Below are 21112 nucleotides of genomic sequence, written 5' to 3'. Positions count from 1 at the left end.
CCGGCAATGGGCCTGAGACCCGCCGCGGCGAGGAAGAGCGAAGGGGCCGCTGTTTGATGTCCAAGCGCGACTACTATGAAATCCTCGGTGTCTCGAAGACCGCGAGCGAAGCGGAGCTGAAGAGCGCGTTCCGCAAGCTGGCGATGCAGTGCCATCCCGACCGGCATCCGGGCGACACGGCGGCGGAGGCGAAGTTCAAGGAGCTGAACGAGGCCTATCAGGTTCTCTCCGACAGCCAGAAGCGCGGCGCCTATGACCGCTACGGCCACCAGGCCTTCGAGCAGGGTGGCGGGGGCGGCAACCCGGACTTCTCCGACTTCATGTCGGACATCTTCGATTCCTTCTTCGGCGACGCCCGTCGCGGCGGGCCGCGCAGCGCCAACGGCCGCGAGCGCGGCGCCGACCTGCGGTACAATCTCGAAATCGGGCTCGAGGATGCCTTCGCCGGCAAGAACGCCTCGATCCGCGTGCCGACCTCGATCGCCTGCGAGGTCTGCTCGGGCACCGGCGCCAAGCCGGGCTCGAAATCGCGCCAGTGCCCGACCTGCGGCGGCCACGGCAAGGTGCGCGCCAACCAGGGCTTCTTCTCGGTCGAGCGGACCTGCCCGACCTGCGCCGGGCGCGGCGAGATCATCGACGACCCCTGCAAGAACTGCCAGGGCGCCGGCCGCGTCACGCGCGACCGCACGCTCTCGGTCAACATCCCCGCCGGTGTCGAGGACGGCACGCGCATCCGGCTGGCCGGCGAGGGCGAGGCTGGCTTGCGCGGCGGGCCGGCGGGCGACCTCTACATCTTCCTGTCGATCCAGCCGCACGCGATCTTCCAGCGCGACGGCGCCGACCTGTTCTGCCGCGTGCCGATCGGGCTCGTGCAGGCGGCGCTCGGCGGCGAGATCGAGGTGCCGACGCTGACCGGCGAGCAGGCGCGGGTGAAGATCCCCGAGGGCACCCAGACCGGCAAGCAGTTCCGGCTGAAGGGCAAGGGCATGAGCGTGCTGCGCTCGCGCGAGGTCGGCGACCTCTACATCCAGGTCGTGGTCGAGACGCCGCAGAAGCTCACCGCGCGCCAGCGCGAACTGCTGCAGGAGTTCGAGCGCGAGAGCTCGGGCGCCACCCATCCGGAAGCCGCCGGCTTCTTCGGACGCGTCAAGGACTTCCTCGGCGGCATCGGCGGCACCGCCTGAGCCTCGTCGTCATTGCAAGCGGAGCGAAGCAATCCAGAGCGGCAGGGCTCATGTTCCCCTTGGATTGCTTGGCTGCGCTCGCAATGACGGTCAGCTAGACCTCACAACAAAACGGGCCGCCTTTCGGCGGCCCGTTCTTGGTCAGGCTCTGATTTAAAATCAGGCCTTGTCGACCACTTTCTTGATGGCGTCCTTGCCCTTGCCGAGCGCCTGCTGGGCCTCGCCCTTGCGCTCCTGAGCGAAGCCCTCGGCCTCGAGCTCGGGCTTGTCCAGCGCCTTGCCGGCGGCCTGCTTGACGTTGCCGGCGGCCTCGTTGGCCATGCCCTTGACCTTGTCCATGGTGCTGCCCATCGTCTTGATCCTTCTGTTGAATTTCGTGCCGCTCCCGCGGCGTCGCAGGAATAACCGGCGACCCTGAGGAAGGTTCCAGACGAACATCGAGGGCTCACGCGGAGTCGTTGCGCCGTGTCTGCGCCAGCGCCCGCAAGGCTGCGCCGGTCGCGGCGTCGGCCGGAAAGAAGGTCTCCAGCGCCAGCTCCGACAGGGTGATGTCGACCGGGGTGCCGAACACGGTCGTGGTCGAGATGAAGGACAGCACGCCGTCGCCGACCCGCAGCCGAAGCGGCACGGCGATCGCGGGCTCCACGACCGGCATCGGCACGCGCCCCGAACCGGACCCCACGGAGCTCGCGGGATAGGCCAGAAGCTCGGCCAGGAGGTCGGCGAGAACGGGATCGGCCGCGATCCGCACCTGCTGGCGCAGCCGCGCCAGAATATGCGCGCGCCACTCGTCGAAGTTGACGGTGGCCGCGGCGAGCCCGCCGGGATGCAGCGCCAGCCGCAGGACGTTGACGGGCGGACGCAGCAGCTCGGCATCGACGACGAGAGCCAGCAGCGGCGCGACCGCCGCATTCGCTGCGAGCAGGGTCCAGTGGCGGTCGACCGCGAGCGCCGGATAGGGCTCGTGCCCCGTCAGGATGAGATCGATCGCCGCCTTGGCGGCCTGCAGCGCGGGATCCTCCAGCGCCCGCTCCAGATAGACGGGCGCATAGCCGGCCGCGAGCAACAGCGTGTTGCGCTCGCGCAGGGGCACGCCGAGATGCTCGGCCAGCAGCAGCACCATGTCGCGGCTGGGCTGCGAGCGGCCGCTCTCGACGAAGGACAGGTGCTTCTGCGAGATCTCCGCCTCGAGCGCGAGCTCGAGCTGGCTGAGACGGCGCTGCTGCCGCCAGTCACGGATGAGAGGGCCGATGGCCGCGGCGCGATGGCTGTTCATGCCCGGCACGCTACCGGGCCGCCCGCGTCGTTCCAATTACCTCCGGCTTAATCGACGGCCTGCCTTGCGCCCGTCACCCTGTCTCCATCCAACCCGAGGCGCCCCTGCGGCGTCTCCTGCCAGGGAGACTTCGATGACCATGATCCAGTCCTCGCCGCTGCTGCGCAGGGCGCTCGCGCTCGATGCCGCCGCCTGCGCCGGCATGGGCGCGCTGCTGAGCCTCGCCGCCACGCCGCTCTCCGGGCTGTTTGCGCTGCCCCCCGAGCTGCTCAGGGGCACCGGCCTCCTGCTGCTGCCCTGCGCGGCGCTGCTGGCCTGGCTCGCCGCCCCTGCGACCGTGCCGCGCCTCGCCGTTCTCGCGGTCATCGGCCTCAACCTGCTCTGGGTCGCGGACAGCCTCGCGCTCCTGATGCTCGGCTGGTTTGCCCCGACGGGGCTCGGCGTCGGCTTCGTCCTCCTGCAGGCGGCGGCCGTCCTCGCCCTCACGACGCTGGAAGTTAAGGGGCTGAAGCGCTCGACCAGCGGTGGACCGGTCTTGGCGACGCAGAGCGGCGCCGCGTCGTGACGACTGTCACGCAACCGTCATGAGGGGCCAATAGCCGGAATGGTATCAGCCATTCCGGCCCGAGGATTGCCCCCATGCGCCAGCCCCTGGTTCTCGCCGCGCTCGCCACCCTGATGCTTTCGGGCACCGCGCTCGCCGAGCCGATGTTCAACCGCATCGCCACCTTCCCCGTGCCGCTGAACCTGCCCGCGGATCGCGACCCGGCGAAGAAGACGGTGGCCGAGATCATCGCCGCCAATGAGGACGGCACGCTGCTCGCCTATACCGATGGTGAGCAGAAGGCGCTCGGCCTGATCGACATCACGACGCCTGCCGCGCCCAAGCCCGCCGGCTTCATCCCGCTCGGCGGCGAATCGACCTCGGTCGTCGTTCTCGGCGACAAGGCCTTCGTCGCCGTCGTCACCTCGGGCGACAATTTCAAGGAGCCGGCCGGCCATCTCGCGACCGTCGACCTGAAGACCAAGCAGGTGGTGGCGACCTGCGATCTCGGCGGCCAGCCCGATTCCGTCACGCTGACGAAGGACAGGACGAAGATCGTCATCGCGATCGAGAACGAGCGTGACGAGACGCTGAACAAGGGCGCCCTGCCGCAGCTGCCGGCCGGTAACCTGACGTTGATCGGCCTCAAGGACGGCGCGATCGACTGTGCCTCGCGCCAGGTCGTCGACATGACCGGCATCGCCGCTGTCGAACCGACCGATCCGGAGCCCGAATTCGTCGACGTGAACGCCGACGGGCTGGCGGTGGTGACGCTGCAGGAAAACAACCACCTCGCCATCGTCGACACCAAGACGGGCAAGCTGGTGGCGCATTTCCCGGCGGGTGCGGTCGATCTCAAGGGCATCGACAAGACCCGCGACGGCCAGATCAGGCCGGTGGACGAGCTCAAGGGTGTGGCGCGCGAGCCCGATTCGGTGCGCTGGCTCGACAATGACCGCTTCGTCACCGCCAATGAGGGCGACTGGAAGGGCGGCTCGCGCGGCTTCACCATCTTCCGCAAGGACGGCACGGTCGAGTTCGATTCGGGCGCGGCGACCGACCATCTCGCGATCAGCCTCGGCCATTATCCCGAGCGCCGCTCGGCCGCCAAGGGCAGCGAGCCGGAGGGCATCGAGGTCGGGACCTATGGCCAGGACCGGCTGATCTTCGTCGGGCTGGAGCGTGCCTCGCTGGTGCTGGTCTACAAGGACGAGGGCCCGGGCCGCGCGCCGCGCTATCTCCAGGCGCTGCCCGGCGGCATCGCGCCGGAGGGGCTGCTCGCCATCCCGCAGCGCAATCTCTTCGTCTCGGCCTCCGAGGCCGATCTCGTCGCCAAGGGCGGGCCGCGGTCCGCCGTGACGATCTATCAGCGCAGCGAGGCCCCCGCCGCCTATCCGACGCTCGTCTCGGCCGATGTCGAGGGCGCGCCGATCGGCTGGGGGGCGCTCTCAGGACTGGCGGCGCATCCGGACCTGCCTGGCCGGCTGCATGCCGTCACCGACAGCGCCTATTCCCCGTCGCGCATCCTCGAGATCGACGCCACGCAGAAGCCGGCCCGGATCACGGCTGCCATCACCGTGACGAAGGACGGCAAGCCGGCCGCCTATGATCTGGAGGGTATCGCGGCGCGCGGCGACGGCGGCTTCTGGCTCGCTTCCGAGGGCAACCCCGAAACCAAGGACAAGCCGACCCAGAACATCCTGCTGCGGGTTTCGGCCAAGGGCGAGGTCGAGGAGGAGATCCTGCTGCCGGAAGAGCTGGCGAAGCAGGCGAGCCGCTTCGGCTTCGAGGGCGTCGCGGTGACGGGTTCCGGCGCCGAGGAGACGATCTGGCTGGCCGTCCAGCGCGAATGGAAGGACGACCCCAAGGGCAAGGCCAAGATCCTCCGCTACAAGCCCGCGAGCAAGAGCTGGGGCGTGCTGCACTACCCGCTCAGCGAGGCCGCCGCCGGTGCCTGGATGGGCCTGTCGGAGCTGACCGCGCTCGGCAACGACCGCTTCGCCGTGATCGAGCGCGACAATCTCTTCGGCGCGAAGGCGGTGAAGACGCTGGCGACCTTCTCGGTCAAGGGGCTGACGCCGGCGCCGCTCGGCTCGGCGACGATCCCCACCGTCGAGAAGACGCTGCTGCGCGACCTGACGCCGGCCCTGATGGCGCTCGGCGGCTATGGCCTCGACAAGGTCGAGGGCATGGCGCTCGACCGGGACGGCAACCTCTTCGTCGTCACCGACAATGACGGCGTCGACGATTCCTCCGGCGAAACGCAGTTCCTGGCGCTGGGCAAGATCGCCAACTGAGCGCGACGACCCCCGCCGTCATTGCGAGGAGCGCAGCGACGAAGCAATCCAGCCCTGGTGTCCAGTCGCCTGGATTGCTTCGCTGCGCTCGCAATGACGTCGAGGACATCGCCCAGCAGCCTCACAGGCGGCTGGCGCGTATGTCGCCAAGTGCGGAACAACAAAAAATGCCCCGGATGCGCGTCGCATCCGGGGCAGGCGCCTGGCGAGATGACAGCCAGGTGGGGAGGAACGGGATTACCAGCCGGCGAGCACGTTGCCCTTGAAGCGCTCGGCGACGAAGGCCTTGATCTCCGGCGACTGGTAGGTCTCGACCAGCGTCTTGACCCAGGGCTTGTCCTTGTCGGCGGCGCGGACCGCGATGACGTTCACATAGGGCCCCTTGGGGTCCTCGCGCAGGATCGCCGAGGTCGGCTCGATCTTGGCGTCGACGGCGTAGTTGGTGTTGATCGCGGCGGCGGCGACATCGGCCAGCGTGCGCGGGGTCTGGGCCGCCTCGACCTCGATGAACTTCAGCTTCTTGGGGTTGGCGACGATGTCGACCGGGCCCGGCTTGAAGCCGACGCCGTCCTTCAGCTTGATCACGCCCTTGTCCTGCAGCAGCAGCAGCGAGCGGCCGCCATTGGTCGGGTCGTTCTGGATCGCGATCGACGCCCCATCCGGCACATCGGCCCAGCTCTTGTGCTTGGACGAGTAGATGCCGAGCGGGAAGTTCACGGTCAGGCCGACACTGACCAGCTTGAAGCCGCGGTCCTTCACCTGGTTGTCGAGATAGGGCTGGTTCTGGAAGGAGTTGGCTTCCAGCTCGCCGGCGTCGAGCGCCTGATTGGGAACGACATAGTCGGAGAATTCGACTATCTTCAGGTCGATGCCCTTGGGCGCCAGCAGCGGCTTCACCTTCTCGAGGATTTCGGCGTGGGGGCCGGGCGAGACACCGATGCGGACGACCTGCGGGGCCTGGGCGAGGGCCGGGACGGAGAGGGTGAGCGCGGCGAGGGCCGTGGCGGCAAGGGCGGCGCGGCGGGAGATCGTGGTCATGCGGGCAGGTCCTTTGCTTGGGGCGAAAACCCCAGCCCTGATCCTGAGGAGCCGCGGCACGCGGCGTCTCGATGGATGCCCCAGCCTGCGCAGGAGCCTCCTGGACCATCCTTCGAGACGCAGGCTCCGCCTGCTCCTCAGGATGAGGGCTGAGGGGTGATGACCGGGGTGAAAGCCCCGGATTCTTCAGGCGTGGCGCAGGCGCTTGTTGAGCCGGCGGGCGAGATGGTCTCCGATCGTCTGGACGGTCTGGACGAGGACGATGAGGACGGCGACGACGGCGGCCATGACCTCGGGCATGAAGCGCTGGTAGCCGTAGCGGATGCCGAGATCGCCCAGGCCCCCGCCGCCGACAGCGCCGACCATGGCCGAGAAGCCGATCAGGCTGACGATGGCGAGCGTCAGGCCGAGCGCGATCGCCGGCAGCGCCTCGGGCACCAGCACCTTGCGGACGATCTGCAGGGGCGTCGCGCCCATCGACCGGGCCGCCTCGACCAGACCCTGATCGACCTCGCGGATGGCGCCCTCGATCAGGCGGGCGATGAAGGGCGTCGCGGCGACGGTCAGCGGCACGATCGCGGCCTGGGTGCCGATCGAGGTGCCCGCGACCAACCGGGTGAAGGGGATGATCGCGACGACGAGGATGATGAAGGGGGTCGAGCGCGTGGCGTTGACCAGCGTGCCGAGCAGCGTGTTGACGAGGGGCGCGGCAAAGAGTTCGCCGCGCTTGCTGGTCGCGAGGAAGACGCCGAGCGGCAGGCCGAGCACCGTGCCGAGGCCGGCGGCGATCGCCACCATCTGCAGCGTGTCGAGCGTCGCCTGCCCGATCAGGGCGAGAATCTGGGGCGAGATGATCTCAGGAAACATGGCCGATGACCTCCGCCTTGAGTTCGAGGCTGTTGAGCGCGCCGAGCACGGCGGCGAGTTCGGGCTCGCGCGTCGGCACCGAGACCAGCAGGCTGCCGAAGGGCTTGCCGGCGATGGCGTCGATGCGGCCGGCGAGGATGTTGACGTCGACGCCGATGGTCGAGCTCAGCCGGCTGATCACCGGCGCGGTGGCGTTCTCGCCGGTAAAGGTGATGCGCAGCACGGTGTCGTCGCCAGGCTTTGCGTCCTTGCGGATTCGGTCGGCGAGATAGGCCGGCAGTTCGACGCCGGTCACCGCCTCGACGAAGCGTGCCGTGGTCGGATGCTGCGGACGCGTCAGTACCGAGAAGACATCGCCCTCCTCGACGATGCGGCCATCCTCGATCACCGCGACGCGGTCGCAGATCTCCTTGATGACGGGGATCTCGTGGGTGATCAGCAGGATGGTGAGGCCGAGATCGCGGTTGACCTGCTTCAGCAGCGCCAGGATCGACTTCGTCGTTTCCGGATCGAGCGCCGAGGTCGCCTCGTCGCAGAGCAGCACCTTGGGGTCTGTCGCCAACGCACGGGCGATGCCGACGCGCTGCTTCTGGCCGCCGGAGAGTTCGGCCGGGTAGCGCTCGCGCTTGTCGGCGAGGCCGACGAGATCGAGCAGCCGCGCGACCTTGTCTTCGATCTGGGTCTTCGGCGCCCCGGCAATCTCCAGCGGCAAGGCGACATTGTCGAAGACGGTGCGCGAGGAGAGCAGGTTGAAGTGCTGGAAGATCATGCCCGTGGCGCGGCGGCGGGTACGCCAGCCGGCCTCGGTCAGGCCGGTGACGTCCTCGCCCTCGATCAGCAGGCGGCCAGAGGTCGCCCGCTCCAGCCCGTTGACGAGCCGGATCAGCGTCGACTTGCCGGCGCCGGAGCGGCCGATGACGCCGACGATCGCGCCCTTGGGCACGTCGAGATCAATGCCCGACAGCGCGGTGACCGACCCTTGCGCGCCACGGGCGGCATAGGTCTTGCCGATCTGCGCGAAGCGGATGATCGGGGCGGGCTGGTCCGGCGCAGGGCCGGGTTCGGCGCGGAAGACGCCGGGCTTCACGGGAGCGTTCATGGTGACCTCAGGAGGACATCGTGTCGGGGCGGCGCCGCGGCGAAGCCAGCTGCCGGGCGGCCCGCTCGGCCGCGACCGGCGTGGCGAAGCGATGGCCCTCGAGCGCGTCGAAGGCGGAAGCGGCGGAAATGAAGGTGAAGAAGCGCTCGTCAGCGCGCCGGCTGACGAGACCGGCCTGGGTCTCGCCGATCTCGATGACATAGGCCTGCTGGCTTGGCCGAAGCAGACCCTGGTCGGGCCGGCCGGCGTCGAAGGACAGGGTGTTCATGGCGGTGCTCCCGCCGCGGTTGCGGCGCAGGGTTGAGGATCTGAGTCAGCTGGTTTTCGAAGCCGCCGGCGGCGGCCTCATGGACAGGATCAGAGTCGACAACAGCCGCGATGCTGGAGCATGAGAGCGGGCTTGGAGGGGATGGCATCGGTCATGGTCTTCTCCCGTCGAATGGAGCCCACGACCGCGTCGTGGCGCTTTAGCGTTTGGTGACGCGGCGCAAGCTGCTCGCTCAAATCCCCGCGGCCGTTCGGCATGACCGAATGACAGTGTCCAATCTGACGGACTGAATCCTTTTTGTCAACGCAATCGTTCTTTTAAAAAAACGCCTCCGTCTGGAGCACTTCACCGGCCGCGGCCTCCGCGGGAGAAGGATCGCCTCCCGCGCCCTTGTCCGGCCTGCCGGCCTGCGGCCTCGCCGCGCCTTGACGCTGCGAGGCCGAGCGGGTCATCAGCACGACGACGGCGCCGCAAGGCGCACTTCCGGAACAGGACCTGCGATGACCAAGGCCCTTCTCGTCGCCATGGCGGCGCTCTCTTTGTCCCTGGGCGGCACCGCTCTGGCGCATGACTACAAGGTCGGCGCCCTCGTGATCGACCATCCCTGGAGCCGCGCGACGCCCGGCGGCGCCAAGGTCGGCGGCGGCTATCTCACGGTCGAGAACAAGGGCGCTGCCAGCGACCGCCTCGTGGCGGCAACCGCGCCGGCCATCGCAGGCCGGACCGAGATCCACGAGATGGCGGTGACCAACGGGGTGATGACGATGCGCCCGCTCGCCGACGGCATCGCGATCCCGGCCGGCGGCAAGGTCGAGTTCAAGCCCGGCGGCTACCATGTGATGTTCATGGAGCTGAAGCAGCCGCTGCGCCAGGGCGAACGGTTCAAGGGCACGCTGACCTTCGAGAAGGCGGGGAGCGTCGAGGTCGAGTTTGCGGTCGAGGCCGTCGGCGCGCGCGGCGGCGGACACGGCTCCGGCCATGGCGGCCACAAGGGCCATTGACCCTCTCCCGGAACGGCGCAGCCGGGGCCATGACAGGCCGCCCCCCTCGGTGCTAGGAACAGCCTCCCCCGGGGTCCAGGAACGTCAGCCTTGTCCGCCTCCCGCTCCATCCTGCTGATCATCGGCGGCGGCATCGCCGCCTACAAGTGCCTGGAGCTGATCCGGCGGCTGAAGGACCGGGGCATCGCCTCGCGCTGCATCCTGACCAAGGCGGGGGCAGAGTTCGTCACGCCGCTCTCGGTCTCCTCGCTCGCCGGCGAGCGCTGCTTCACCGATCTGTTCTCGCTGACCGATGAGGCCGATATCGGCCATATCGCGCTGTCGCGCTCGACCGACCTGCTCGTCGTGGCGCCCGCGACCGCGGACCTGATCGCCAAGATGGCGAACGGACTGGCCAACGACCTTGCCTCGACGGCGCTGCTGGCGACCGACAAGCGCGTGCTGATCGCGCCTGCGATGAATCCGCGGATGTGGCAGCATCCGGCGACGCGCCGGAACATGGCGCAGCTCGAGAAGGACGGCGTACTCGTCGTCGGCCCCAACTCCGGCGCCATGGCCGAGCGCGGCGAGAGCGGCATCGGACGCATGGCGGAGCCCGCCGAGATCCTGGCCGCGATCGAACGTGCGCTCGCGGGCGAAGCGCCTGCGCCGCAGCGGGCGATCGGCTTTCTCGGGCGCCTGCCCGGAGGCGCCGCCGAGGCCCCCGGCCTCCTCGCCGGTCAGCACGTGCTGGTGACATCGGGCCCGACGCATGAGCCGATCGATCCGGTGCGCTACATCGCCAACCGCTCCTCCGGCAAGCAGGGCCACGCCATCGCGGCGGCGGCCGCCGCGGCAGGGGCGCGGGTGACGCTCGTCTCGGGGCCGGTCGCCCTGCCCGATCCGGAGGGCGTCGAGACGGTCCATGTCGAATCGGCCCGCGAGATGCTGGCGGCGGTCGAGGCCGCCTTGCCGGCGCAGATCGCAATCTTCGCCGCCGCGGTCGCCGACTGGCGGGTGGCGGCGGAAGCGACGGAGAAGATGAAGAAGAATGGCGGCGGCCTGCCGCCGCTCGCCCTGATCGAGAACCCCGACATCCTCGCGACGATCGCGCGGCGCGCAGCGGGCCGGCCGGAACTCGTCGTCGGTTTCGCAGCCGAGACCGAGAACGTCGTCGCCTATGCCCAGGCCAAGCTCGCCAGGAAGGGCTGCGACCTGATCGTCGCCAACGATGTCGGTGGCACCGGCGTGATGGGCGGCGATGCCAACACGGTGCATCTGGTGACGCAGGACGGTGTCGAGAGCTGGCCGACCCTCGCCAAGGGGGAGGTCGCGACCCGCCTCGTCGCCCATCTCGCACGCCTGGCTGCCGGGCGACGCCCCGCGTGAGCCCGGCGTTGGAGATTGCGGTGCTGCGCCTGCCCCATGCCGTGGGCCTGCCGCTGCCGGCCTATGAGAGCGCCGGCGCCGCCGGCCTGGACCTGCGGGCCGCGCTGGCCGAGGGCGCGGTCCTCGAACTCGCCCCCGGCGCGCGCGATCTCGTGCCGACGGGGCTGTGCCTGCAACTGCCTGAAGGGTTCGAGGCGCAGGTGCGGCCGCGTTCCGGCCTCGCCGCCCGCCACGGCGTCACCGTGCTCAATGCGCCCGGCACGGTCGACAGCGACTACCGGGGCGAGGTCAAGGTCATCCTGATCAACCACGGGACGCAGACCTATCCGATCCGGCGCGGCGACCGCATCGCCCAGCTCGTGGTCGCTCCGGTCGCGCGGGCGCAGTTCAACGAGGTGACCGCCCTCGAGGCGACCTCGCGAGGAACCGGGGGCTTCGGCTCCACCGGCGTCCATCTTCAACACTCCCCCTCCCCTTCAATCCCGGATCCAGACCGATGATGCTGCTTTCGCGGCGCAGTCAGCTCGCCATCGCGGCGGTGGTCGATATCGCGTTGCATGCGCGCCCCTCGCCAGTGGCGGCGAAGCTGCTGGCGGCGCGGCACGATCTGCCGCCGCGCCATCTCGAAACCATGCTGCAGGCCCTCGTGCGGGTCGGCATCCTCAAGGGCGTGCGCGGCCCGCGCGGTGGCTATGAGCTGGCGCGCGAGCGGCGCAAGATCACGGCCGGAGACATCGCGCGCGCCGCCATGCAGGAATCCGGCGACGACGAGATTGGCTTGGCGCCGCAATCGGCACTGGTCGATGCCGTGGTCGGGCCTGAGGTGCTGCGAGCCTCGCGCGCCTTCCTCGCCATCCTCGACGAGGTGACCGTCGACGAGCTCTGCCGCCGAGCCCAGGTCCTGCCGGGGTTGGTCAGCGACCGGGCCATCTCTGATTTTACGATATGAATTTGTTATTTATTCGATTTATCGACATTGTATGTGAAATGCTCTAGCCTCCGGACACGGTCGGCATCGCCGGCGACAGAAGGAGCCCATCATGACCGAGGCAGCGCACAGACAGGATCCAGGCCAGGGCAAGCTGCCCGGGCGCGGCCGCATCTATGAGTCGATCACCGACACGATCGGCGATACGCCGCTGGTCAAGCTGAACCGGTTGCCGGCCGAGCGTGGGGTCAAGGCGACGATCCTGGCCAAGCTCGAGTTCTTCAACCCGATCTCGAGCGTCAAGGACCGGATCGGCGTCAACATGATCGATGCGCTGGAGGCGTCGGGGACGCTGAAGCCGGGCGGCACGCTGATCGAGCCGACCTCGGGCAACACCGGCATCGCGCTCGCCTTCGTGGCGGCGGCGCGCGGCTACCGGCTGATCCTGGTGATGCCCGAGACGATGTCGCTCGAACGCCGCAAGATGCTGGCGCTGCTCGGCGCCGAGCTGGTGCTGACGCCCGGCCCCGGCGGCATGCGCGGCGCTGTCGCGCGGGCGGAAGAACTCAAGGCCGAGATTCCCGGCGCGATCATCCCGCAGCAGTTCGAGAATCCGCACAACCCGGAGATCCACCGCAAGACGACGGCCGAGGAGATCTGGAACGACACGCAAGGCGCCGTCGACATCTTCATCTCCGGCGTCGGCACCGGCGGCACCATCACCGGCGTCGGGCAGGTGCTGAAGGCGAAGAAGCCGAGCGTGAAGATCATCGCCGTCGAGCCGGAAGACTCGCCTGTGCTGTCGGGCGGCGCGCCCGGCCCCCACAAGATCCAGGGCATCGGCGCCGGCTTCGTGCCCGGCATCCTCGACCGCTCGATCATCGACGAGGTGGTGACGGTCGGCAACCAGACGTCGTTCGAGACGTCGCGGGCGCTGGCCAGGAGCGAGGGCATCCCGGCCGGCATTTCGTCGGGCGCCGCCATCGCAGCGGCGCTCGAAGTCGGCGCGCGGCCGGAGAACGCCGGCAAGACGATCGTCGTGATCATCCCGTCCTTCGCCGAGCGCTACATTTCGAGCGCCCTGTTCGAGGGGCTGTGACGGCCGCGGCCGTCCAGATCGTCCGGATCGCCGAAACCCCGCCCGTCGGGTTCGAGACCTTGCGCGAGGAGGCCGCAGCCGAGGGCTACGGCTTCATCGACCGGCTGGCCGGGGAACTGGCGGGCGGGATCTATGCCGGGGATGCCGATCTCCCGGTGATGCTGGCCGCCTTCAGGGAAGGCGGCCTCGTCGCGATCGGTGGATTGACGCCAGACCCTTACGATTCCGCTCCGGACCTGGCCCGGATCCGGCATGTCTATGTCCGCCCGGCCATGCGACGCGAGGGGGTCGGCCGCTGGCTCACATCCGCCCTGATCCAGCAGGGCCTTGCAGTGGCCGCGCGCCTCTCGCTGCGGGCTGCCGATGCGCGCTCGGCCGCGTTCTGGGAAGCCCAGGGGTTCGCCCGCGACGAGGGCGGCACCGCGCGGACGCATCTGCTGACCCGTCAGGCCTGGCCGTCCTGACAGGCGTTCAGCGGCTTTGGGGGAAGACCAGCGTGACGCGGGTGCCCGGACGCTCCGAGCCGGGCGTCAGCGGAGATGATGTCATCGTCGCGCGCATGCTGCGCAGCAGGCTTGCGATCACCGTCTGGCCGAGCCCCTTGGCCTCGAGCTCCGCGGGCATGCCGACGCCGTCATCCTCGACCGTCAGGGCGAGCGCGGGCCCATCGTCGCGAGCCACCTCCTCGAAGCGGATGACGATTCGGCCCGGCCGGCCATCGGCGAAGGCATGCTTGATGGCATTGGTGACGAGCTCGTTGACGATCACCACGAAGGAGACGGCGTCGCGGCCGGGCAGGCGGATCTCGTCCATGGCGAGCGCGATCTCGATCGGCCGGCCCTCCGCCGCCTTGCCGATCTCGGCCAGCAGATCCTCCATATAGGGCCGTGCCTCGATCTCGTCGGTGTCGAGATCGAGCCGCAGGCGGCGCTGGCCGGCGGCGATCGCCTGGATGCGGGACTGCGCCTGCTGCAGCGCCGCCCGCACCGCCGGCTCCCGGCTCTGGCGGCTCTGCACGCTCAGGAGGGCCGAGACCATGGCGAGGTTGTTGCCGACACGATGATTGACGTCGCGCAGCAGCGCCTCGATGCGCAGGCGCTCGTTCTCGAGCTCCCGGGTGCGCTCGCCGACGACCCGTTCCAGCTCGGCATTGCTCTCGGCCAGCGACGCGCTGCGGCGCTGGCGCAGGCGCAGCTGCTGCCAGGCGGCGAAGGCCAGGCCCGCCAGCGCCACGACGATGCCGATGCTCGCCAGCAGCCGCCGCCGCTCCTCGTTGCGGTTGAGCGAGACGAGGCGGACATTCTCGGCGGCCTGCATCTGCTCGACGAGATCACGCAGCGCGTCCATGGCGCCGATGCCCTGGCCGCGGCGGATGAGCGCGAGCGCCTCGGCCTGGCGCCCGTCCCGCATCAGACCGATGGTGGCGTCGAGCTCGTCGAGCTTCAACTGCATCTGCGCGCGCAAAGCGGCGATCCGCTCACGCTGGGCGGGATCGTCGCCGACAAGCCCCTCCAGCGCGGCGAGGGCCGGCGCGGCCTCGCCGCGCCCTTCGGTGAAGGGCGACAGGTAGCTCGTCAGGCCGGTGAGCAGGTAGCCGCGCTGGCCGGTCTCGGCGTCGCGCAGATGCCCCAGGAAGCGCTCGGCGCTCTCGCGCACCGCGATCGCGCGGGAAACCTGTTCGGCCGTGTGCTGCGCCTGACGATTGATCCAGGCCGCCAGCAGGATCGCGATCGCGACGACCCCGATGGCGACGACCGTCGTCGTCGCTGAGCGAAGGCGCGCCCGCAAGGCCGGGATTGCGGGAGCGAGAAACCGTGTGCGCCGCCGCGCCTGAGTCGACATGCGCCCGGTCTTAGCGCGAAACGCCGATCGGCCCCATGTAAAATGACACGAGGATGCCGCCCGCGCGCCTCATGCTTCGTCGTCGCCGGACTCGTCACCGGTGAAGAACTGGCGGCCGAGCAAGGCGCCGAGCACGACGACGCCGCCGACGAGGGCGAGGCGCCAGCCCTTCTTCGAGGTCAGGCCGGCCCCGATCAGCTTCGCCGCCAGCGGCGCCGCGACCAGCGCCGTGGCCGCCATCGGGCGGGCGGGCCGCGGCCGGTTCTTGACGTAGAAGCCGATCGCGATCGCCATCAGCCCCGCCACGAACAAGCCGCCGGCCACGAACAGGCTGGCCTCGACTGACCCGTAGCGCAGCGCCAGGGCGGTGTGAACAGCCGCGACCAGATAGCCGCCGGCGCAGAGCATGAGGAGGACGCCGAGCCCCATGAGGACGGCGACCGTGACGTTGCGACGGACCGCGCCGGAGATTTCTCCCGCGATAAAGGCCCCGATACCCCCCAGCATGACGTCAGCGCGCCGAGAGGAAGCCGACGAAGAGGCCGACCGCTGCCGCCAGGCCGAGCGCGCGCAGCGGCCGCTCGCGGATCTCCTCCTCGATCAGGCGCTGGAGTTCGGTCGCCTGTTCCTTGGCGACATCGGCCATGCGGTCGGTGTCGACGCCGACGGAGCGAAGCTTCTCGCCCACGGTCGCGACCAGATCCTCGGCGCCGCGGGTGAGGCTCTCCTCGATCGCACCGGCCTCGCGCTTGACGCGGGCGGCGGTCTCCCGCGCCTCGCCCGCGATCTCCTCGCCACCGGCGACGACCTCGTCCTTGACCCGCTTGGCGGAAGCGGCTGCGCGTTTGGCGGCGGTGGTGCTGGTGGCCATGTCGGTCATCCTGTCCTTGCGTGAATCAACTCGATCGATCGTTTCGACGATCCGCCTCGGCAGGCGCATCGGTCCGGGTTCGATCCCGGGGCCAACGCCTGTGCGGTGCGCCGGTTCCCTCCGGCCCCGATTCAGGCGGGTTTCGCCTCGGCCTGCTCCTCGGCCTGCGCCGCCCGATAGCGCGAGAATTCCTCCTGCGCCACCATGGCGACGAGCAGGATCGGAGTCGAGAGCACCGCTCCCACCGGCCCCCAGAGCCAGAGCCAGAAGATGAAGCCGATGAAGACCAGGAAGGGCGAGACCGTCAGCCGACGCCCGACGAAGACCGGCGTCACCGCATTGCCCTCGATCAGGTGGATGACGAAATAGGCGGCCGCCGGCCAGACGGCCGTCAGGATGAGAGGCGCCTCGACCAGCGCACCGGCGAACAGCATGATGGTGACGATGATCGGGCCGATGAAGGCGAGGTAGTTGAGGACGAAGGCCAGCGCGCCCCAGAAGATCGGATAGGGCAGTCCCGCCAGCCCGGCGATGCCCATGGTGAGGATACCCATCCCCAGATTGATCAGTGTCACCAGCCCGAAATAGCGGGCCACGCGGCTCTCGATCTCCTGGAAGAAGACGCCGGCGGATTTCCTTGCGCCCCGGCCGAGGCAGAGGCGCAGGGCGCGGGCCTTGAGATGGCGCCGCGTGGCGAGCCAGAAATAGACGGTGGCCACGAAGATCAGCAGGCCGCCCGCGATCGCCGAGGACGACATGGCGAGGTCGAGCAGCGGGTTGCCCTGCGAGACGCTGAGTTCCGCACCGGTCTTGCCCATGAGCGTGCCGATGGCGGCCTTGGCCTCGTCCATCATCACGAAGAGGCCGGCGAGCTTGGTCTTCAGCGCGGTCATCATCGCCGGACCCTGATCGCTCAGGCTGGCGACGGGCACGGCGAGTACGGTGATCGCCGCGACGATGATGCCGAGGAACAGCAGCACGACGAGCGCGGCTGCGAGAAGCTGGGGGACATTGCGGCGCACGAGTCCGTCGACGGCCGGGCCGAGCACGAGGCCGAAGATGATGCCCGCCGTGATCGGCAGGGCGATCACCCGGGTCAGGTAGAGCGCGCCCGTCAGCAGGATCACGAAGATGCCGATGATGGCATAGCGGACGATCAGGTCATGCTCGGACGGGCTGACATCCTCGTTCGGGTCTTCGACCTCGACCTCGGGCTCCGCCCTGTATCGCGGAAACGGCCTCCAGGCAGACGAGTTCAACATGTTGTCAGGTTCCGACGCGCGACAGCGCCCCCGGCGCGTGTGCAGCGACAACGTGCCCTGGCCGGCGAAGGTTCCCGTCAGTGAGCCTCGTCCCAGTTGCCCGCCGCGCGGGCATCGACCTGGAGCGGAACCCGCAGCTGCACCGCCGAATGCGGCGCCTCGACCATCACCCGCGTGATCACGGGCAGCGCGGCCTCGACCTGATGGTCGGGCACCTCGAAGACCAGTTCGTCATGGACCTGCAGCAGCATGCGGACATCGAGCCTGGCTGCCTCCAGCGCGTCCTCCATGCGGATCATGGCGCGGCGGATGATGTCGGCGGCCGAACCCTGGATCGGCGCGTTGATCGCCTGGCGCTCGACGAAAGCGCGCTCGGAGGGGTTCTTCGAGGCCACCGCCGGGAAGTGGCAGATGCGCCCGAAGATCGTCTCGACATGGCCGTTGGCGCGCACGAAGGTCTTGGTCTGCTCCATGTAGTCGCGGATGCCGGGGAAGCGCTCGAAGTACTTGCGGATATAGGCGCTCGCCTCCTCGCGGCCGATGCCGAGCTGGTTGGCGAGGCCGAAGGCCGAAATGCCGTAGATGATGCCGAAATTGATCGCCTTGGCGCGGCGGCGGACCTCGCTCGGCATGCCCTGCACGGGCACGCCGAACATCTCGGAGGCCGTCATCGCGTGGATGTCGATGCCATCGGCGAAAGCCTGCCGCAGCTGCGGGATCTCGGCGATGTGGGCGAGCAAGCGCAGCTCGATCTGGCTGTAATCGGCCGAGACGAGCTTGTAGCCCTTCTCCGCGACGAAGGCGGTCCGGATCTTGCGGCCGGCCTCGGTGCGGATGGGGATGTTCTGCAGGTTGGGCTCGGAGGAGGAGAGCCGGCCCGTCGTCGTCGCCGCCAGCGCGAAGGAGGTGTGCACGCGCTGGGTCTGCGGGTTCACATAGGCCGGCAGCGAGTCGGTATAGGTCGATTTCAGCTTGGAGAGCTGGCGCCATTCCAGGATCTTGGAGGGCAGCGGGTGACCCTGCTCGGCGAGGTCCTCGAGCACGCCGGCGCCGGTGGCCCATTGACCGGTCGCGGTCTTCTTGGCGCCCGACAGCCCCATCTTGCCGAAGAGGATGTCGCCGAGCTGCTTGGGTGAGCCGATCGTGAACTTCTCGCCGGCGATCTCATAGATCTCGTCTTCCAGGCGCGCCAGCGACTGGGCGAACTCGCCCGAGAGCCGGGAGAGGATCTGCCGGTCGATCGAGATGCCGCGCGCTTCCATGCGGGCGAGCACGTCGATCAGGGGCCGCTCCAGCGTCTCGTAGACGGTGGTGCGGCCCTCCGCCGCCAGACGCGGCTTCAGGACGCGCCAGAGCCGCAGCGTCACGTCGGCATCCTCGGCGGCGTACTCCGTCGCCTTGTCGAGAGCGACCTTGTCGAAGGTGACCTGCGCCTTGCCGGTGCCGGCGACCTGGCCGAAGGTGATCGTCTCATGGCCGAGATGCAGCTCGGAGAGCCGGTCCATGCCGTGGCTGTGGTTGCCGGCATCGAGCGCGTAGGAGATCAGCATCGTGTCGTCGATGGGCGCGACGTCGACGCCGTAGCGCTTCAACAGGACGAGATCGTATTTGAGGTTCTGCCCGATCTTGAGCACGCCGGGGTCGGCGAGCAGCGGCTTCAGCGCCGCCAGCGCCTGGTCGAGCGCAATCTGCCCCTCCAGCATGCCGCCGCCGAAGAGATCGCTGCCGCCGCGATGCTGCAGGGGGATGTAGCAGGCCTTGCCGGGCGCGACGGCGAGCGAGATGCCGACGAGATCGGCCTGCATCGGGTCGATCGCGCTGGTCTCGGTGTCGACCGCGACCTGGCCGGCCTCGTAGGCCGCGGCGATCCAGCGCTCCAGCGAGGCGAGGTCGCGCACGCAGTCATAGCCCGTGCGGTCGATCTTCGCGGCGAGCGCCTCGTTCTTGCGGGCGGCGGCGAGATCGGCCGGCTTCAGCCAGCCATCGCCTCCGGTCGCCGAGACCGGCTGGGTCACGGCGGCGCTCGCGGCTTCCGACAGGGTGGGCTGCGCGTCTGCCTCATCGGCGCCGACATGGAGCGCCTTGAGTTCGGCCGCGCGCGTGCCGCCGGGCGCCAGGGCGGCATCGGCGTCGATCGCCGCGACATCGGCGTCATAGGCCTCGGCCACGCGCTTGGTGATGGTGGTGAACTCCATCGCCTTGAGGAAGGCGACGAGCCGGACGGGATCGGGCTGGCCTAGCGTCAGGTTCTCGAGCGGCGTCTCGACCGCGACGTCGTCGACCAGGCAGACGAGCTTGTGCGAGATGCGGATCTTCTCGACGATCTCGGGATTGGTCAGCGTCTCCCGGCGCTTGGGCTGCTTGATCTCGGAGGCGCGGGCCAGCAGCGTGTCGAGATCGCCATATTCGCCGATGAGCTGGGCCGCCGTCTTGATGCCGATGCCGGGCGCGCCGGGCACGTTGTCGGTGGCGTCTCCGGCCAGCGCCTGCACGTCCGTGACCTTGTCGGGTGTGACGCCGAAGTACTCGACGACCTCTGGCTCACCGATTTTGCGCTCGGCGCGGAAGCCCGCGCCCTTCTTGGCGTCGCCGGAGGCGGGATCGTACATCGCCACGCCCGGCCGCACGAGCTGCATCAGATCCTTGTCAGCCGAGACGATGAGCACGTCGGCGCCGGCCTCGCGCGCCTGCCGCGCATAGGTCGCGATCAGGTCGTCGGCCTCGTAGACATCCTGCTCCACCGGCAGCAGCCCGAAGGCGCGCACCGCCTCGCGCATCAACGGGAATTGCGGGATCAGATCGGGCGGCGGGTCCGAGCGATTGCCCTTGTAGGCGGGGTAGATCGCCTTGCGGAAGGAGTTCTCGGATTTGTCGAAGACGATGGCGAGATGCGTCGGGCGGACTCCGAGCACGCCCTCGCGCACGAACTGGAACAGCTTGGTGGCGAAGAGCCGGACTGCGCCGGAGGGCAGACCATCCGAGCGGACATTGTATTTCCGGTCCTGGTTGATCGACTGGAAATAGGCCCGGAAGATGAAGTTGGAGCCGTCGACCAGGAAGAGATGGTCGCCGGGCTTCAGGGCGGGGCCTGCGGCGGCACCGGCGGCGGTCTTGGCTGTCTCGCTCATGGCGCGGACCATAGTGGCCCGGCGCAGCCTGTGTCCATCGGCGCGGGCGGCCGATCCGCAAGATGCTGTCAGGAGCGGGGCCGCCCCGTGAGGCGGCCCCGCCCACTGATCAGAGGGCGGCGCGCTTGTCGGTTTTGGCGACGCGCGCCAGCAGATAGTCGACCTCGGTCTTCGCGAGGGCGCTGATCGCCGAGCCCGGCTTGCGCTGGGCGTCGCTGGCGAGGATGCCGCGCTTCATCAGCGTGTATTTGCGCACCGCCAGGCCGGCGCCGAGCTGCTGCTCGTAGCGCAGCAGCGGCAGATGGGCGTCGAAGATGTCATGCGCGTCGTCGCGCTTGCCGGCCTTCTGCAGCTTCACCACGTCGATCAGCAGCTCCGGGAAGGCGTAGCCGGTCATCGCGCCGTCGGCGCCGCGCTCCATCTCGAAATCGAGGAAGAGGCCGCCATTGCCGGTGAGGATCGAGATCGGGCGCAGGGAGCCCTCCTTCTGGAACTTGCGCAGGGTCGAGATCTTCTCCAGCCCCGGCCAGTCCTCGTGCTTGAGCATGACGCAGGAGGGGTTGTCGGTGACGATCTTGCGGATCACGGACGGCGTCATCACCACCGAGAGCGTCAGCGGATAGTCCTGGATGACGAAGGGGATGTCGGTGCCGATCGCCTCGACGGCCTGGGCGTAGTAGCCGGTGATCTGGTCGTCGGTGCGCAGGCTCGGCGGCGGCGCGATCATGACGCCGGCGGCGCCCAGCTCCATCGACTGGCGCGCCAGGGTGCGCATGGCGGCGAAGCCCGGCGCCGAGACGCCGACGATCACCGGCTTGCCCGGCATGCCGGCCACGGCCGTCTTGACGATGCGCAGGGATTCCTCCGGCTCGAGCTTGGGCGCCTCGCCCATGATGCCGAGCACCGTCGTGCCGTCCGAGCCGATCTCGTCATAGAAGGCGAAGAGCTTCTCGGTGGAGCCCCAATCGACCGAGCCGTCGGGGTTGAACGGGGTCGGCGCGATCGGGAAGACGCCAGCGGCGTCGGCGGTCAGGGTCATG

At 69.2% G+C, this 21112-nt stretch carries 21 protein-coding genes; 9 read left to right on the top strand and 12 right to left on the bottom strand.

Going from position 1 to position 21112, the window contains the following annotated elements:
- Nucleotides 1-56 precede the first annotated feature (56 nt).
- Nucleotides 57-1184: a molecular chaperone DnaJ gene (dnaJ, locus tag BSY19_RS06275; RefSeq protein ID WP_069053397.1), complete on the top strand. Its 1128-nt coding sequence runs from the start codon at nt 57-59 to the stop codon at nt 1182-1184.
- 159 nt (nt 1185-1343) lie between these two features.
- Here the strand turns inward: dnaJ and BSY19_RS06270 are convergent, their stop codons facing one another.
- Nucleotides 1344-1535, bottom strand: coding sequence for a CsbD family protein (locus BSY19_RS06270; protein ID WP_069053396.1), 192 nt, complete (start codon nt 1533-1535; stop codon nt 1344-1346).
- Nucleotides 1536-1629: 94 nt separating this feature from the next.
- Nucleotides 1630-2460, bottom strand: a complete 831-nt coding sequence (locus BSY19_RS06265) for a helix-turn-helix domain-containing protein (protein WP_069053395.1) — start codon at nt 2458-2460, stop codon at nt 1630-1632.
- A 133-nt stretch (nt 2461-2593) separates the two neighbouring features.
- Between BSY19_RS06265 and BSY19_RS06260 the strand changes: the two genes are divergently transcribed.
- Together BSY19_RS06260 and BSY19_RS06255 are read left to right on the top strand one after the other, a co-directional pair.
- Entirely contained in the window at nt 2594-3025 is a 432-nt protein-coding gene (locus BSY19_RS06260; RefSeq protein ID WP_069053394.1) for a hypothetical protein, read from the top strand.
- Nucleotides 3026-3099: 74 nt separating this feature from the next.
- Nucleotides 3100-5301: an esterase-like activity of phytase family protein gene (locus BSY19_RS06255; RefSeq protein WP_069053393.1), complete on the top strand. Its 2202-nt coding sequence runs from the start codon at nt 3100-3102 to the stop codon at nt 5299-5301.
- Nucleotides 5302-5538: 237 nt separating this feature from the next.
- Here the strand turns inward: BSY19_RS06255 and BSY19_RS06250 are convergent, their stop codons facing one another.
- The 4 genes from BSY19_RS06250 to BSY19_RS06235 form a co-directional block, all read right to left on the bottom strand.
- The gene (locus BSY19_RS06250) at nt 5539-6339 is read right to left on the bottom strand and encodes a MetQ/NlpA family ABC transporter substrate-binding protein (protein WP_069053392.1); all 801 of its coding nucleotides are present in this window, start codon (nt 6337-6339) and stop codon (nt 5539-5541) included.
- A 186-nt stretch (nt 6340-6525) separates the two neighbouring features.
- A complete protein-coding gene (locus BSY19_RS06245) occupies nt 6526-7206 on the bottom strand; it encodes a methionine ABC transporter permease (protein WP_442856689.1) in 681 nt (226 codons plus the stop codon).
- Nucleotides 7196-8305, bottom strand: a complete 1110-nt coding sequence (locus BSY19_RS06240; RefSeq protein WP_069053391.1) for a methionine ABC transporter ATP-binding protein — start codon at nt 8303-8305, stop codon at nt 7196-7198. Before BSY19_RS06240 ends, BSY19_RS06245 begins: the two co-directional genes overlap by 11 nt.
- Before the next feature lie 7 nt (nt 8306-8312).
- On the bottom strand, nt 8313-8573 hold the full coding sequence (locus BSY19_RS06235) for a hypothetical protein (RefSeq protein WP_083247427.1): 261 nt from the start codon (nt 8571-8573) through the stop codon (nt 8313-8315).
- A 500-nt stretch (nt 8574-9073) separates the two neighbouring features.
- Here BSY19_RS06235 and BSY19_RS06230 point away from each other — a divergent pair, with 500 nt between their 5' ends.
- The 6 genes from BSY19_RS06230 (at nt 9074) to BSY19_RS06205 (ending at nt 13433) form a co-directional block, all read left to right on the top strand.
- Nucleotides 9074-9574, top strand: coding sequence for a copper chaperone PCu(A)C (locus BSY19_RS06230; protein ID WP_069053390.1), 501 nt, complete (start codon nt 9074-9076; stop codon nt 9572-9574).
- A 90-nt stretch (nt 9575-9664) separates the two neighbouring features.
- Complete coding sequence (locus BSY19_RS06225; protein WP_069053389.1) at nt 9665-10942, top strand: phosphopantothenoylcysteine decarboxylase domain-containing protein; 1278 nt, start codon at nt 9665-9667, stop codon at nt 10940-10942.
- Entirely contained in the window at nt 10939-11442 is a 504-nt protein-coding gene (dut, locus tag BSY19_RS06220; protein WP_171905094.1) for a dUTP diphosphatase, read from the top strand. The genes BSY19_RS06225 and dut overlap by 4 nt, the downstream gene beginning before the upstream one ends.
- Entirely contained in the window at nt 11439-11891 is a 453-nt protein-coding gene (locus BSY19_RS06215) for an RrF2 family transcriptional regulator (protein WP_069053387.1), read from the top strand. The genes dut and BSY19_RS06215 overlap by 4 nt, the downstream gene beginning before the upstream one ends.
- Before the next feature lie 91 nt (nt 11892-11982).
- The gene (gene cysK, locus BSY19_RS06210; RefSeq protein ID WP_069053386.1) at nt 11983-12969 is read left to right on the top strand and encodes a cysteine synthase A; all 987 of its coding nucleotides are present in this window, start codon (nt 11983-11985) and stop codon (nt 12967-12969) included.
- The gene (locus BSY19_RS06205; protein WP_069053385.1) at nt 12966-13433 is read left to right on the top strand and encodes a GNAT family N-acetyltransferase; all 468 of its coding nucleotides are present in this window, start codon (nt 12966-12968) and stop codon (nt 13431-13433) included. The genes cysK and BSY19_RS06205 overlap by 4 nt, the downstream gene beginning before the upstream one ends.
- Before the next feature lie 7 nt (nt 13434-13440).
- Here BSY19_RS06205 and BSY19_RS06200 read toward each other — a convergent pair whose 3' ends face one another.
- From BSY19_RS06200 to BSY19_RS06175, 6 genes are all read right to left on the bottom strand, one after another.
- Entirely contained in the window at nt 13441-14811 is a 1371-nt protein-coding gene (locus BSY19_RS06200; RefSeq protein ID WP_083247426.1) for a sensor histidine kinase, read from the bottom strand.
- Between the two features lie 69 nt (nt 14812-14880).
- Nucleotides 14881-15318 (bottom strand): hypothetical protein, encoded by a 438-nt coding sequence (locus BSY19_RS06195; RefSeq protein ID WP_069053383.1) that lies wholly within the window; start codon nt 15316-15318, stop codon nt 14881-14883.
- 4 nt (nt 15319-15322) lie between these two features.
- Complete coding sequence (locus BSY19_RS06190; protein ID WP_150129514.1) at nt 15323-15682, bottom strand: DUF883 C-terminal domain-containing protein; 360 nt, start codon at nt 15680-15682, stop codon at nt 15323-15325.
- Nucleotides 15683-15813: 131 nt separating this feature from the next.
- On the bottom strand, nt 15814-16944 hold the full coding sequence (locus BSY19_RS06185) for an AI-2E family transporter (protein ID WP_069053381.1): 1131 nt from the start codon (nt 16942-16944) through the stop codon (nt 15814-15816).
- Nucleotides 16945-17021: 77 nt separating this feature from the next.
- On the bottom strand, nt 17022-20072 hold the full coding sequence (gene polA, locus BSY19_RS06180) for a DNA polymerase I (protein ID WP_069056894.1): 3051 nt from the start codon (nt 20070-20072) through the stop codon (nt 17022-17024).
- A 109-nt stretch (nt 20073-20181) separates the two neighbouring features.
- Nucleotides 20182-21111: a dihydrodipicolinate synthase family protein gene (locus BSY19_RS06175; RefSeq protein ID WP_069053380.1), complete on the bottom strand. Its 930-nt coding sequence runs from the start codon at nt 21109-21111 to the stop codon at nt 20182-20184.
- Between the last annotated feature and the right edge of the window lies 1 nt (nt 21112).

It is taken from the genome of Bosea sp. RAC05 (assembly GCF_001713455.1).
Lineage (GTDB): Bacteria > Pseudomonadota > Alphaproteobacteria > Rhizobiales > Beijerinckiaceae > Allobosea.
The sequence above is the reverse complement of the archived record's forward strand: the minus strand, read 5'-3'. Positions and strand labels throughout refer to the sequence as shown.

What these genes read in the sequence shown, in the direction of transcription:
- BSY19_RS06215 (WP_069053387.1), top strand. Translation starts at nt 11,439, where the DNA reads ATGATGCTGCTTTCGCGGCGCAGTCAGCTCGCCATCGCGGCGGTGGTC.
- BSY19_RS06200 (WP_083247426.1), bottom strand. Translation starts at nt 14,811, where the DNA reads ATGTCGACTCAGGCGCGGCGGCGCACACGGTTTCTCGCTCCCGCAATC.
- BSY19_RS06240 (WP_069053391.1), bottom strand. Translation starts at nt 8,305, where the DNA reads ATGAACGCTCCCGTGAAGCCCGGCGTCTTCCGCGCCGAACCCGGCCCT.
- BSY19_RS06260 (WP_069053394.1), top strand. Translation starts at nt 2,594, where the DNA reads ATGACCATGATCCAGTCCTCGCCGCTGCTGCGCAGGGCGCTCGCGCTC.
- BSY19_RS06175 (WP_069053380.1), bottom strand. Translation starts at nt 21,111, where the DNA reads ATGACCCTGACCGCCGACGCCGCTGGCGTCTTCCCGATCGCGCCGACC.
- BSY19_RS06185 (WP_069053381.1), bottom strand. Translation starts at nt 16,944, where the DNA reads ATGTTGAACTCGTCTGCCTGGAGGCCGTTTCCGCGATACAGGGCGGAG.
- BSY19_RS06245 (WP_442856689.1), bottom strand. Translation starts at nt 7,206, where the DNA reads ATGTTTCCTGAGATCATCTCGCCCCAGATTCTCGCCCTGATCGGGCAG.
- BSY19_RS06195 (WP_069053383.1), bottom strand. Translation starts at nt 15,318, where the DNA reads ATGCTGGGGGGTATCGGGGCCTTTATCGCGGGAGAAATCTCCGGCGCG.
- BSY19_RS06235 (WP_083247427.1), bottom strand. Translation starts at nt 8,573, where the DNA reads ATGAACACCCTGTCCTTCGACGCCGGCCGGCCCGACCAGGGTCTGCTT.
- BSY19_RS06270 (WP_069053396.1), bottom strand. Translation starts at nt 1,535, where the DNA reads ATGGGCAGCACCATGGACAAGGTCAAGGGCATGGCCAACGAGGCCGCC.
- BSY19_RS06255 (WP_069053393.1), top strand. Translation starts at nt 3,100, where the DNA reads ATGCGCCAGCCCCTGGTTCTCGCCGCGCTCGCCACCCTGATGCTTTCG.
- BSY19_RS06190 (WP_150129514.1), bottom strand. Translation starts at nt 15,682, where the DNA reads ATGGCCACCAGCACCACCGCCGCCAAACGCGCAGCCGCTTCCGCCAAG.
- BSY19_RS06250 (WP_069053392.1), bottom strand. Translation starts at nt 6,339, where the DNA reads ATGACCACGATCTCCCGCCGCGCCGCCCTTGCCGCCACGGCCCTCGCC.
- dnaJ (WP_069053397.1), top strand. Translation starts at nt 57, where the DNA reads ATGTCCAAGCGCGACTACTATGAAATCCTCGGTGTCTCGAAGACCGCG.
- BSY19_RS06265 (WP_069053395.1), bottom strand. Translation starts at nt 2,460, where the DNA reads ATGAACAGCCATCGCGCCGCGGCCATCGGCCCTCTCATCCGTGACTGG.
- polA (WP_069056894.1), bottom strand. Translation starts at nt 20,072, where the DNA reads ATGAGCGAGACAGCCAAGACCGCCGCCGGTGCCGCCGCAGGCCCCGCC.
- BSY19_RS06230 (WP_069053390.1), top strand. Translation starts at nt 9,074, where the DNA reads ATGACCAAGGCCCTTCTCGTCGCCATGGCGGCGCTCTCTTTGTCCCTG.
- cysK (WP_069053386.1), top strand. Translation starts at nt 11,983, where the DNA reads ATGACCGAGGCAGCGCACAGACAGGATCCAGGCCAGGGCAAGCTGCCC.